This is a genomic window from Paenibacillus polysaccharolyticus (genome assembly GCF_900102085.1).
Classification (GTDB): Bacteria; Bacillota; Bacilli; order Paenibacillales; family Paenibacillaceae; genus Paenibacillus; species Paenibacillus polysaccharolyticus.
This window is the reverse complement of record NZ_FMVM01000002.1, coordinates 14837-27776: the sequence shown is the minus strand read 5'-3', so window position 1 is coordinate 27776 and position 12940 is coordinate 14837. Positions and strand designations below refer to the sequence as shown.

Genomic DNA, 12940 nt, shown 5'->3' with positions numbered 1-12940 from the left:
CACACTCACTCTCCACATTCATATTCGGTTATACAGTGTATACCATTCTATACAGTCTTCCAAAACATGTAAACCTATTCTCGTTGATCGATAGCTAAAAAGCCTCCCCCATATCATAGAGAAGACTTTTTACATGTTGATTCTGTAAATACGTGCGAATACACTTTCTATTTTTTCAATGAAACTTCAAATCGAGAACCTGTCTCACCCGCGAATACAATACGCCCGTTTTCAGGTAGAACAACCTCATTCTTGCCACTAACCACTGTATGATTCACACAAACTCCTGTCTGATCATATACAGCAAAGGCGGCATTTGCAGGCATCTTTACTGTCATAACCTGACCTACGGCAGCTGACGGCACGGAGAACCATCTGTTATAACCTTCTGGCTGGATCGTTATCTTAGATTGCTTGCCACTGTAAAGTGTCTGGACAATCTCTTCACTGGCGTATTCATAGCCTGTAAAATGAATATACTCTATACCATTTTTACTGGAAAAGTAGATATCCCTCGCATCCCTACCAGCCATGCCGGGAATCTGGAGTTGGTTCACCGCATGGTCGGCTCCAACAATTTTGTGGTTGATCATATACCCGGGAACGCCATTCCCTGTATCCAATGGAATGATTGCTGAAGAATGGAGATATGCCGTGGAGGTATATTTTTCATTCATCAAATAATACCGCTGCCCATCACGCTGATCCCATGCCGCCTGAATATCCTTAGGCAATTCATTGTTTTCGAGCTTTTGTGCCGTATATTCCGAGAAAGCAAGTTGCCCTAAGCCAGGTATGGACAGATAGGATCGAGACCACAAGTAGATATGACCATTTGACTCTTTAACAAATTTTAATTTTTTTGTGCCTTCCTTATTAACAAACGTTCCATCCGACGTATAGATATATTGATCCGCAGGACTATTCGGAACCATTTGGGGAGTTATCGACAGTTCTCCAGTAGAACCTACATCCACCTTCATAACCGAAGTGTTGCCACCATAGATTCCCGCATACTCAGACATCTCTTTTGGCATATCCGCCTTTACAGGCATGCCAAACGACTTTTCAGGTATGCGTTCTTGAATGATGCCTTTAGTCTCGAGTGCGCTAAGTAACAGTTCGCTCGCTATCAATTGGTCAATTGCGCTCGAACCTCCTGAAGAAGTAACGGCTGCAGCCAGATTATGCTCTGGAAGCACGATGAGGGATGAATGGAATGACACCGTATCTCCACCTTTTGTAACCGCCTTGATGCCATAATCATTGAATGGGAACAAGTTCACACTATCCCACCCTAATCCATAAGAGATAGAGGAATCACTCTCTTCTGGCCACATGCCTCTCTCGTATTCTTTTTGCTCCATGGCATGTACTGATTCACTAGAAAGAATACCTTCAACCTCACCTGTGAAAATTTGCGAAAATTTCACAAGATCCTTAGCGGTGGAATATATGCCTCCGGTAGCGATGATATTATAATTCTCTTGAGGGAGCTGACCTTTATATAGCGGTGAATAGATTCCCGCCATATTTGCCGGGTTAACCACATCCTGTGGTGTTTTCGTATGCTCCATTTTCAAGGGCTCTGTAAAATGTTTGTGTATATATGCCGTAAAGCTCAACCCACTGACTCTCTCAACCAGAAGTTCAGCTAATGTAAACGCATCGTTAGAATATACCGAATATGCACCTGGCTCTGCCTTTAGATGCTGCGTTGCTAGTTGATCCAAGAACGTATCATGTGAGAGCGTATCATTATCCCCGTACAGGGTTGCATTGTGGCTTGAAGTGCCCAAAAGACCTGCCGAGTGATTTAATAACATGCGTGGTGTAATCTGTTTATAACGTTGATCTTCCATCTTAAATTCTGGAATATAACTCGTCACTGGTTTATCCAGATTGACCTTGCCTTCATCAACCAGCTTCATTACAGAAGCTGTCAGAAACATTTTACTAGTCGACCCTATGCCGTAGATGGTATCGGAGGTGAGTGGAACTTCCCCTTTTGAGTCATTTTTGCCTGTCTGCCCGGAAACAACAATCTCTCCTTGATCCATCAGTGCATATTGCACACTGGTTACCCCGTATGTTTCGGTAAGTAGGCTAGCCTTCTCCACCACTGTTTTCTTGGTAGTCTCATACATCAGGTCATTGCTCTTAGTGACAGAAGGTGCAGCCATAATAGTACCTGGTGTTAACATGATTATCACCAGACTCAACGCAACAATTGAAGTCCGTTTCTTAACTATTTTTTTGATCATGCCCTTGTTGATCTTGATATCTTGGGTTATCATTCACATCTCCTCCTGTTCTGTGGTCAGACCTTCACCTCTCGATATGAAACAAGCTTAATTGATTCAGATGTACTCTTCATGAAGTCTATATGAACGGAACATGAACAAACCAAAAAAGCTACGTCACATACAAGCGAACTTGTACATGAACGTAGCAAAGGTAGAATGGGAGCATTGAATGACCTTAAGAGAAATCACCCAGCATACTTGACTATCCTGCCGTCGGTGGACTAATTGGCAAGCTTACTATAAATGTTGTTCCTTGGCCCATTTTACTCTCCACCGCGATATCCCCTTTATGTAACGAAATAATCTGTTTCACGATCGCAAGCCCCATCCCGCTACCATCATATTTCCGACTATGGGAACGATCGGCCTTGAAGAAGCGCTCAAATACACGCTTTTGATCTTCGAGAGGAATACCAATTCCCTCATCCGTTATATATGCTGTTACAGTCCTAACATCCCGTTCCATCCTGACGTGAATTGCGCCTTTATTCTCTGAAAACTTAATCGCATTGCTGAGAATATTCGTCCATACCTGATTCAACTGATCGTGATCTGCGATGACTTGAACCTTCTGTAAATCCAGCTCAAAACGAATATCCCGAGCGGACCATTGGGGCTGTAATGCAACGATAACCCTTCGGATCTGTTCATCAAGATCACGCGTGGCGAGTTGCAACTGATGAGATTGTGATTCCAGCATACTGAGCTTAAGCAAATTATCACTCATTTTAGACATGCGTTTCGCCTCTGAAATGATAATATCGAGATACCGTCCTCGTTCCTGATCTGGTAACTCTACATTTTTCAATGCTTGGGCATACCCTGATATGGAAGTAAGCGGTGATTGTACCTCGTGTGAGACGTTGGCTACAAACTCTCTTCTCATCTGCTCCAGTTGCTGTAGATCCTTCATCATATCTTCGAAACTACGAGCGAGCGTGCCCAGTTCACTAGATTGCTTAATATTCAGTTTTACATTGAAATCACCTGCTGCGATACGTTTGGTTGCCTGGGTTAATTTTTTGATGGGTCTAACCAAAAACATGGAAGCAATCAGAATGATCAGACTTCCGGCGGCCAGAGATGAGGTGGCAAAGATTGTACCCCATTGAATCACAGCAGCGGCAGCAGGCGGCGACAGCGTCTCCAGAAACATAGCTCGAGTCCCGCCAGCAGTCTGGACTGGCAATCCCAGTAGAACTGTACCAAGACCATTCGGAGTCGCCTCCACTACGGCTCCTCCCAGTACTTTCTGAAGCTGCTCTTCCGTAACTGAAATAGGTTTATGATCTATAGCCTTTCCGTACGTTTGGAATTGTCCTGACGGCTCATACATCCGAATATAGTACAAATCGAGCTGCTTCATGTTGTTGACGAATGCATCCGCTTCGGAGAGTGGCAGCGTTTTGTATATCTGTACAACATCCTGACCGAAATTGCGTATGTTGATATGTGAATTCTCATTGAGTTGATCTTCAAAAATCCAGGTGGACAAGAGGAAAGCAATCACGGTCCCGGCAATCACAGAAATGAGAAAAGTCACAACAACCCGGATATACAAAGACTTAATCATGCTTGACCTCTAACCGATATCCTAAACCACGAACCGTTTCAATCTGAAAATCAGGCGTCGTCGCAAACCGTTCACGCAAACGTTTGATATGTACGTCCACTGTCCGATCATCCCCTGTGTAATCCAGCCCCCAGATTTGATCGATCAATTGCTCTCTTGTATATACCTGCCCCGGTGTTCCGGCCAGCTTGTATAACAATTCAAATTCCTTGAGTGGCAAAGTTAACGACTCTGTACCCAGGATAACTTTGTAACTTTGACGATCCAGTGTGACGTCTCCAAATTGAATCATATGAGTGGAGCCAATCTTGTACCGTTTTAGCAGAGCTTTCACACGTACAGTTAACTCCAACGGGTCAAATGGTTTCGTTAAATAATCATCTGTTCCTAGTTCGAAACCTTTCACCTTTTCCCATGTCTCACCTCTAGCTGTCAACATAAGTAAGGGTAGGTCTGCGTTCAACTGTCTCAATTCTCTGCACAACGCCCACCCGTCCATCACTGGCATCATAATATCCAGCACCACCAGATCAATGTGACGTTCCTTGTATAACGTGAGCGCCTGATGGCCGTCCACAGCCTCTACGGTGTCGAATCCGTCATTTCGCAAAAACAAGCAGACCAGCTCACGAATATTCGCATCATCGTCTGCAACTAATATGGTAGCCATATGCTTCTCCTTCGGCAACATTATACGAATTGTTATGCATTTATATCGCCAGTTCGTTAATTTAGTGAATCCTCAATCTTTGCAATCTCATTTGATCCTCTTTGCTTATTCCACATCCGTCAGAGATATCGTGAACATCGTATGTTTTTTCATCACCCCTTGAATGGGTACATCGTGTGTGCCACTTTCCTGGAAGCCTGCTTTCAAAAGCACACGAATGGAGCCTATGTTGTCTGGAACAGCACCAGCTTCAACATGTGTAATGCTCATCTCATGTTTGGCATATTGAAGCACACGTTTCAACGCCTCGCTCATATACCCTTTACCGTGATGTTGCCGATCTGTTGCATAACCAATGACCCATTTTGCCGCACCATTCAATTCAATTTGAAATAATGAGATTTCGCCCACCAGTTCATCGGTATCTTTAAGAAAAATGCCAAAAGAATGTCGTTTTCCTTCTTTTCTCAGCTCAAGCCATGTCTCAATCAGACGGGTCTGTCCATCCAGACTATAAAATGCTTCATCTCGATGACCAGCCGAAGTCCTCTCTATTTCTTCTCTATTGCCCATTTGAAACTCCTGAAGCAACGTAGCATCTTCTAACGTCCAAGCTCTGATATAAATTCGTTCCGCCTCATATTTCATCTCAAGTTACTCCTTAGAAGTTCAGTTCAAGTCATCTGAAAACAACCTAATCCACTAGTTCATCCAATGTATTCTCCAGCTCTTCAAGCCAAGTTGACATCATATTCAGATGTTCTTTCGCGTCAGCAATCTGTTTCTGAGAATCCTTTGTCTGCTCGTTCTCTGCGACTTGCTCATACTGCTTAAGTTTTTCAACAGCTACAACGCGTTCTTCTTTTATTTGATCAATCTGCTGTTCCAGATACAATACTTCCGACAGGCTTGCTCCGCCGGATAAACGCTGTGAATACGTCATTTGCTCACCTCATTCATGTAGCTGTTATTCTGCGTTCGACTCGATCGCTTTACTTACATCATACACATCTATATTGATATCCGGTGCCATGTCTAACGCCAATTTGGCAAGCTGACTACCAATATAAGGCCCCATGGTTAGACCAGAAGCACCCAATCCATTAGCTGTGATCAGACCTGACCATCCCGGGACATGTCCCATAACAGGCAAAAATCCTGGGGTGAATGGGCGAAAACCTATACGAACCTCATCAAGTGTGCTGTTTGCAAGCTCAGGTGCCAGTTCTAGTCCTTTGTTCAACACTTCTTGCATGCCTCCAGCAGTAATTCGTGTATCGTAACCGTGAACATCATTTTCATGTGTGGCGCCAATAACTATTTTCTGATCTGCAAACGCAAGTAAATACTGATCAGTAGGCGGTATAATGACAGGCCACTCTTCTGTATTTTGCTGATTAGAAGTACGCAAATGCACAATCTGACCCTTCTGATAATGGACGTTAAAAAGAATCCCCAGTGGTTTCATTAACTCATTCGCCCACGCACCTGCACACACAACCACACGATCCGCGACATAATGCTTCGATTGCACTTCAACACCAGTTACTTGCTCATTCTCATAGAGCACTCTGGCTTCTCCCTCAATCAGACGAGCGCCGTGCCGCTGTGCAGAGCGGATCAATGCATCACGCAGCGCTCTTCCATCCACACGCGCAGCACCGCTGATGTGTACAGATGAATAACCTCCCCCAAGTAAAGGGAACCGTTCACGGGTTTCATTTTCATCCAGACATGTGATTGTACCAATCTCAGGCGCATCTTCTCTGCGCAACTTGGCACGCTCCGCCATTTTGTTAATCTTCTCCTGATCCGTATGTATGCTGAGTGCGCCTGTCTGCGCATACCCCGTCTCGGTTTCCCCGGTACGTTCTAATTCAGTTATAAGCTCAGGGTAATAACGAGCACCTGCCTTGGCTAGCTGATACCAATCCTGATTCCGACGCTGAGACAACCAAGGACAGATGATACCAGCAGCCGCATCCGTGGCCTGCCCTGCATCTTTCCGATCGATAAGAAGCACTTCTGCTCCTGATTTTGCTAAATGATACGCTGTTGATGCTCCTAGTATTCCCGCTCCGACTACGATGACTTTTTTCATACGAGTATTCCTTTCCTTCGTCCATTCATCTATATAGCGTACCCTTTTTGCCATTCTGTTGGCAAGCTGTGGCACCTGGATACCGCGGATACCGTTTTCGGTAAAATACAAAGCTAAGATGTTGACACATTTAAAATAATTACATTTATGTAATATAATTCTATTCAGGTTTCTTTCATGTCTAATCATGCTACCTGCACAAGACCTTTTAACGAAAAGAGGAATTATTCAACGATGCTGAAACCTAACATGGGAAATCTGCTAGTGCCCGATATGCCTCTCATGATTACTGGGCAAAACCGGCTGACCGTTAATGAATTAATGGATTGGAGCGACCATTCACGGGATTACACCATTGTACAATGCATCGGCGGAACAGGGAGAATCGCTGCCAAAAATCTCGAGCTTTCTGTTCGGAAAGGAACAGCGCTTATCATGTTTCCTGAAGTTCCCTACCGTTATAACAATTCAAGTAACACATTACAGTTTGATTGTTTGTCGTTTAATGGCTACATTTTGCCGCGTTTCCTGCACTCCTTGCAGATCGGGGAACTGAGCGCCTTCAAACCGGAAGGCATACTTGGCCTCCTGTTACGTGAGATCACACTGGCGCTACAGTCCCGTCACAAGGATTATATCTGGCATGGTTCTACACTGCTCTATACTCTTTTGGTTCGTTTAACCATTGAGAGTGAACGCTACAGCAAGGTTGAGCGCTCTGAGGCTCGGCTGCGTCTGACAGAGCTTGTTGCTTTTATCAAAGAAAACTATCAACAAGATCTCTCCCTCTCCCTACTCGCGGATCAGATGAATGTGACCGAGCAACATCTGAACCGCATCTTTAAAAAAGAGTTCCATATGACTCCACTCGATTACCTGGTTCGCTATCGCTTGCTTAAGGCCAAGGAGATGCTTGTGCAGCAAGAGGATATCACCGCACATGAGATTGCAAAAGCCGTCGGTTTTAACAGTGCCAGTTATTTCGGTTCCGTGTTCAAAAAATATGAAGGCATCTCACCCATTGAACTGCGCAAAAAGTTTCAGAGATAAAAAATCATATCTTCATCTCGGCCAGCGAGGATAACCTCCGTTCATGCATGGTGAATTCCAAACCACGTGTTACCTCGTTCGGCACGATATAACAACGGATACCTGCGGCATTTGCTGCCTTTAGTCCATTGGGAGAATCCTCAAAAACAATCGCCTCATCTGCCTCCACACCAAGTTTCTGCAGCGTCAGCAGGTACAGCTCCGGGTCAGGCTTCACTCGCTTCACATCATCCGAGGTATGAATGACTTCAAAATAATCAAACAACCCAAGCTTTTGCAAGTACCCGTGTACCCAATCACGAGTGGAGCTCGAAGCAACCGCAAGCCGAATTCCCTTCTCCCGAGCAGCGTCCAGCAATTCAAGTACGCCCGGGAGTATGCCTGCTTGTCCCAAATATGCTTCGTACTTCTGTTCAGAGAGCAAGCGGACTTGCTCATGATTGATCTCTTTTTGCAACATCTGCTCCAGATATCGATACGGATGAAATTCCTCGAAGGAGGTGCCTACGTTTTTAGACCAAAGCTCAAGTCCCAGCTCCACACCATGCTCTTCATAAATATCACGAAAAGCATAATACCAAGGCGTTTCTGTATCGACAATCAGGCCGTCAAAATCAAATATAAATGCTTTTAACTTCTGTACCATTGTTCTATTCCTCTCTCTCAGCCATCGCTGGAGAAACGGATCAGAAGCGTGCAGTCAAATCCGGCTGGGTCATGCTTACGGATAAAAAGTGACAAGTGCAACCCGTGCCGGTCGGTGACTGAGCAACAACTCCAGCTCGAAGCTCTCCATCCATCGGCATGCCAAAGTATCGAATTAACTTCCATTCTTCCCCATCGGGAGAGTAAAAGAAGGACAGACATCCCTCCACTTTTCGTATACGCAGGTAAGGATCTGACACAGGCACCTCTGTCGAGTTACAATCATCGGATGAACCATCGCGTGTAACAACAGATACGATCGTTGCGGCCTTACCATCATATTCAAAACACAGTTTGCACCAGTTACGTTCGTCGACCATCACCATCAAACAACCGGAATCATATTGATGCTTCATCTCTACCGTCAGCTGTGCAGTCATTTCGAAATCACCAGCCACGGACATCGACAAGAACGGTGCGGTCGCTCGAATATGCTTGCCTGCCGGGTCTTGGAAAAAATCCGAGTCGGCTTGTGCCTCTATGATCAGTCCACCTTGATCCGTATATGACCAGTTGTGCGGCTCATTGATCCAGCTCATTTTCTCCCTTGCTTCCGTTGTCATTACATTCATCATTCAAAACCTCCCAAGGATTGTGCTATATAAATTGAACTAAGACTTTACACAAGCCACTCCGATGACAGAATAACCTTACAATCGCTGTTATCCCCAGATTTTTTTGTTTACTATTAATAAAGTTAAAATCCCGTGATAAAGGCGACCGTTCCACTTTTTCAGGTTTTTTCTGTCCTCTCCGTTCAAGTGTAAATGAATAGCTCAAAATATATATTAACTGCATTTTACCGTTTTATATATTCGGCAACATACAGAAAAGCCCTTCTTCTACATATTTTTGTAAGATCCCATCACTTGGGGGCGTTGCGGTGGATCATGTAAAAACAACATAATAATCATCAAGAAAATATACAGTGCAAGAATAACGCCGAACAGAAGGACCGGATGATAATGATACAGCAACCCGGTTAGATACCCGGAAGGTATTGCTGTTAACGTCATAACCGTCTGTACAGCCGAGAACATGTCCGCCTTCTCATGTGTGCCCAGTCGGTTCATCAGTAATGAATCACGGTACGTTTGCAGAATGAAGTTCCCGGCAGCAAGTACAATAAGGGTAAGGAACAGCATCGCTATATTACCGGCCGGAATCAGAAGAAATAACACAGCACCCGCGGTACTGAGCACAATGGAGAAGCTAACATACTTCTCTTCCGATCTCTGCTTCAAGCGCGGAAGAATAACCAGATAGAGCAGCATGACGGTAACCGCTGTCACGACGGGAACAAATGAGATCACTCGATCACCAAAGCTTAACTGCTCCTTAAAATAGATGACCTGAAAGAAATTTAACTGCAGAACCAGATTAGACAATACAGTAATTAAAATGATCGGAAATAACCTGCGCTTGTAGAACGACCTTCCAAACAGACGAAGGCTGGTGACGAGGCTGCGAAATACATGCGTTTTGCTGTGTATGCCCATCAATTCCTTGCCAACCTCAGTCTCTTCCGTGTAGCGATTACGAATAAAAAACATCGCTGTCATCAGCAGCCCGCCCACAAAATAAATGCTTGCTAGCGTAGGCGCGATGCCAAAGTCTGCAATCACAACTCCCGCAATCGGTGTAAGCACTCCCGCACCGGTAATAATCATATTCAGCATGGCGAACACCTTGGATCGTTTATGTTCTTCTACGTCTTCAATGATCAGACAATTGAAAGACACCGTGACAAACTTTGATGTCGCATTAAGCAAATAAGCCATGAGAAACAGCCAGAAATTTTGTGAAAATGCCCAGATGAACATGGGTACACTCCAGGCGAGTAAATCAAAGATCAGTGTCGTTCGTTTACGTCCCAGCTTATTAGTCACTGACCCTGCAAATAGTTGAAAAATGAAGGCAAAATACAGATTCACCGAATTAATGATGCCTATCTCAATGTCGGACAAACCGGCCTCTTTCATATACAAAGGAGCGTAAAACAAAACAATCGTTCCCGGAATGGCCCACACCGGTTCTAGTAAAATGGAATACCGCGGATTTCTCGGCAAATCCCGAAGCAGCTTCACTCCATATCCCTTCTTTCTCTCTGCTCTACATTATTACAGAATCAATGCGGTCTTCACCGAATTCATCGGCAACTTCTCCCCGCTTCGCAGGTCATAACCGATGGTGCCATTGAAAGCCTGCTCATAGTCCGTCAAAAATTCTTTGGCTGTTACCATCTGCCCTAGCTCAGGAATGCTTTGCGCGAATTTCAACGCCGTGCTGATCATGGAGTGTACAGCTACCGCACCAATAATACTGAGTCCATCGTTAATGACATGGGTTGATTTAAAAGTCACTTCGTAACTGTCGTCATACCCCATCGGAATGATCCGGCCGCCTTTAGCAATCATCTCAAACCCGACATGAAGCTGATTCCCTACAGCATCGACAACGATATCAAACTTTTTGTTATTGTTGATCTCATATACTTTGTCCAGTGTTAGATCCTGCGGATAGTAGACATAATCAGCGACCCCTTCTGCGAATTGTTTGCGATAAGGATCAATCTCAGTACCCACCGTAAGTCTTGCCAGTCGTTTGCTCACCAGCTGACACAGCGAACCAATGGCGCCTGACCCCAGCACGAGTACAGAATCACTTGGCTTCACGCCTGCTTTCATGAATGTTTGCAACACACAACCCAGAGGTTCAATCATCATGGCCGCTTCCCAGCTCATGGAATCGGGAATCGGATAGATATATTTTTCATCTCCCACAAAGTATTCGGCAAACGTTCCGTGTGTGGTCATTCCTACTTGGTAGTCATCGAAATTTTCACAGTAAATGAACAAGCCTTCACGGCAATACGAGCAGTGTCCGCAAGATTGCGTCGGGTCCACGAGAACCCGATCTCCTACGCGAATACCCCTTACTTCATCTCCCACCTCGACCACAGTTCCTACGCCCTCGTGACCGATAACGGTTCCTTTGTTTGCCGGGACTTTACCTTTAACAATGTTCAAATCTGTTCCACAGATCCCTGATCCATAGATTTTCACTTTGACCTGATTCGGTCTTTGAATGACGGGCTCCTCAATCTCTTGTAGCTCCACCTGTTTCAAATCTTGATATACGAGTGCTTTCATGAGATATCCTCCTGGTCATATCATAAATTTTCGTGTTACTTTCCTTACAGATTGGCATATTTCAGATGTTCAAGCTTCTGCATTTCTTTCCAGTCCGACAAGATCTGAAGCAGTGCATCCTCCACCCAAATCAATTCCTCCCGCGTATGCGTATCCGAGAAAATAAAGTAACCTTTGGTGAAAATGCCGTAATGAGCCATCTTCTTCACCATAAATTCGCGGAACGGGTCCGTCTGAAAATTTTGCTCATCTAGGGACTGAATGTAAAAGCTCGCGTAGGTTCCCTTTAAGGCTAATTGTTCCGTAAGACCAAGCAGCACAAGTTCCGATTCCAGTCGTTTCATGATCCGTGTAGCGGGTTCACGCCAAGTGGGCCAGACTTTGGCATTTTTAATTAACCTTTCGCAAGCAATAGCCGCCGCAAGTGCTGTGGTCTCGCTGGAATGCGCATTGCTGAATCTCACCTGTCCTGCAAGGGACATGAGATGCTCTGGCCCCATTACTGCCGCAAGCGGAAGTCCGTTGGCCATGCCCTTGGAAATGCAGAGCAAGTCCGGCCAGATGTCATACTCTCCTGCAGTCGCCTGTTTGCCCATTCGTATTCCCGAAGTAACCTCGTCGAAGATAATAATGATGTCCAGAGTGCGGCATAAATTCACTACCTTCTCCAGTTCTTCTTTATTCCACTCGTTGGGGCACAAGACAATACAAGCGATATCATCCATAGATGAAGTGTGTTCCCGAATGTTAGTATAGGAAGCCTTATTCACCCAAATCGTGGAACGCTCAATATCCACCGGAATGCCGCGTTCTTTGGTCTGACTGCCGTAATAACCATATGCGGACCAATCATGCCACCCGTGGTAAGCTGTTGCAATGACCTTGCTTTTACCACTTCCCGCACGGGCCAGCCGCACCGCTCCACTTACTGCGTCTGCACCGCTCTTGGTGAAGCGCAGGGATGGATAACGTCCCTCGAACCGCTCCAGAATTAACTCGGCACACTCCAGTTCAATATCCGCTGGAAGTGAAAAGCCTGTCCCTTTTTTTAACTGATGAATGACCGTAAGCTGAATTTCTCGTCTGGCATGCCCCCAAGGAACCGTGCCCATGGCCATCTCACAATCCAGCCATTCATTACCGTCAATATCCGTGAATCGGGAATGATATGCTTCCGCACAGCAGACCGGAGTATGTCCCGGAAATAAGCGTTCTGGCGCTTTGGCTAGTGTACTGCACCCGCTCGGAATAACCTTTTCAACCTTCTGCAGCCACTCCAGATTTTGAGTAAATCTTGCGGCACGATCCAGCGTGCTTTTTTCATCGCTCACTTTGAAGTACCTCCCTATGGCTTAATAGTGGTGTATCACAACCTGAATGATT

At 45.2% G+C, this 12940-nt stretch carries 12 protein-coding genes; 1 reads left to right on the top strand and 11 read right to left on the bottom strand.

The genetic code is table 11. The annotated features are described in order from the left end of the window. Positions 1 to 167: 167 nt before the first annotated feature. The 6 genes from BLQ13_RS02680 to BLQ13_RS02655 all read right to left on the bottom strand — a co-directional run bounded on the left by BLQ13_RS02680 (position 168) and on the right by BLQ13_RS02655 (position 6650). Complete coding sequence (locus tag BLQ13_RS02680) at positions 168 to 2297, bottom strand: serine hydrolase domain-containing protein (RefSeq protein WP_090915768.1); 2130 nt, start codon at positions 2295 to 2297, stop codon at positions 168 to 170. Between the two features lie 211 nt (positions 2298 to 2508). Then, on the bottom strand, positions 2509 to 3879 hold the full coding sequence (locus BLQ13_RS02675; RefSeq protein WP_090915767.1) for a sensor histidine kinase: 1371 nt from the start codon (positions 3877 to 3879) through the stop codon (positions 2509 to 2511). Further along, a complete protein-coding gene (locus tag BLQ13_RS02670) occupies positions 3872 to 4549 on the bottom strand; it encodes a response regulator transcription factor (protein ID WP_090915766.1) in 678 nt (225 codons plus the stop codon). Before BLQ13_RS02670 ends, BLQ13_RS02675 begins: the two co-directional genes overlap by 8 nt. 105 nt (positions 4550 to 4654) lie before the next feature. Beyond that, on the bottom strand, positions 4655 to 5197 hold the full coding sequence (locus BLQ13_RS02665) for a GNAT family N-acetyltransferase (protein WP_090915765.1): 543 nt from the start codon (positions 5195 to 5197) through the stop codon (positions 4655 to 4657). A gap of 46 nt (positions 5198 to 5243) precedes the next feature. Beyond that, positions 5244 to 5492: a hypothetical protein gene (locus tag BLQ13_RS02660; protein ID WP_090915764.1), complete on the bottom strand. Its 249-nt coding sequence runs from the start codon at positions 5490 to 5492 to the stop codon at positions 5244 to 5246. A gap of 24 nt (positions 5493 to 5516) precedes the next feature. After that, positions 5517 to 6650, bottom strand: a complete 1134-nt coding sequence (locus BLQ13_RS02655) for an NAD(P)/FAD-dependent oxidoreductase (protein ID WP_090915763.1) — start codon at positions 6648 to 6650, stop codon at positions 5517 to 5519. A 234-nt stretch (positions 6651 to 6884) separates the two neighbouring features. Between BLQ13_RS02655 and BLQ13_RS02650 the strand changes: the two genes are divergently transcribed. Next, entirely contained in the window at positions 6885 to 7700 is an 816-nt protein-coding gene (locus tag BLQ13_RS02650; RefSeq protein ID WP_167375623.1) for a helix-turn-helix domain-containing protein, read from the top strand. 4 nt (positions 7701 to 7704) lie between these two features. Here the strand turns inward: BLQ13_RS02650 and BLQ13_RS02645 are convergent, their stop codons facing one another. The 5 genes from BLQ13_RS02645 to BLQ13_RS02625 all read right to left on the bottom strand — a co-directional run bounded on the left by BLQ13_RS02645 (position 7705) and on the right by BLQ13_RS02625 (position 12888). Then, positions 7705 to 8346: an HAD family hydrolase gene (locus BLQ13_RS02645; RefSeq protein WP_090915761.1), complete on the bottom strand. Its 642-nt coding sequence runs from the start codon at positions 8344 to 8346 to the stop codon at positions 7705 to 7707. Between the two features lie 40 nt (positions 8347 to 8386). Beyond that, positions 8387 to 8980, bottom strand: coding sequence for a DUF1349 domain-containing protein (locus tag BLQ13_RS02640; protein ID WP_208606742.1), 594 nt, complete (start codon positions 8978 to 8980; stop codon positions 8387 to 8389). Between the two features lie 267 nt (positions 8981 to 9247). Further along, positions 9248 to 10492, bottom strand: coding sequence for an MFS transporter (locus BLQ13_RS02635; RefSeq protein ID WP_090915760.1), 1245 nt, complete (start codon positions 10490 to 10492; stop codon positions 9248 to 9250). A 33-nt stretch (positions 10493 to 10525) separates the two neighbouring features. Further along, positions 10526 to 11557, bottom strand: coding sequence for a zinc-dependent alcohol dehydrogenase (locus tag BLQ13_RS02630; RefSeq protein ID WP_090915759.1), 1032 nt, complete (start codon positions 11555 to 11557; stop codon positions 10526 to 10528). A 44-nt stretch (positions 11558 to 11601) separates the two neighbouring features. Then, positions 11602 to 12888 carry an aminotransferase class III-fold pyridoxal phosphate-dependent enzyme gene (locus BLQ13_RS02625; protein WP_090915757.1) on the bottom strand — a complete coding sequence of 429 codons (1287 nt, stop codon included), beginning with the start codon at positions 12886 to 12888 and terminating at the stop codon, positions 11602 to 11604. Positions 12889 to 12940 lie beyond the last annotated feature (52 nt).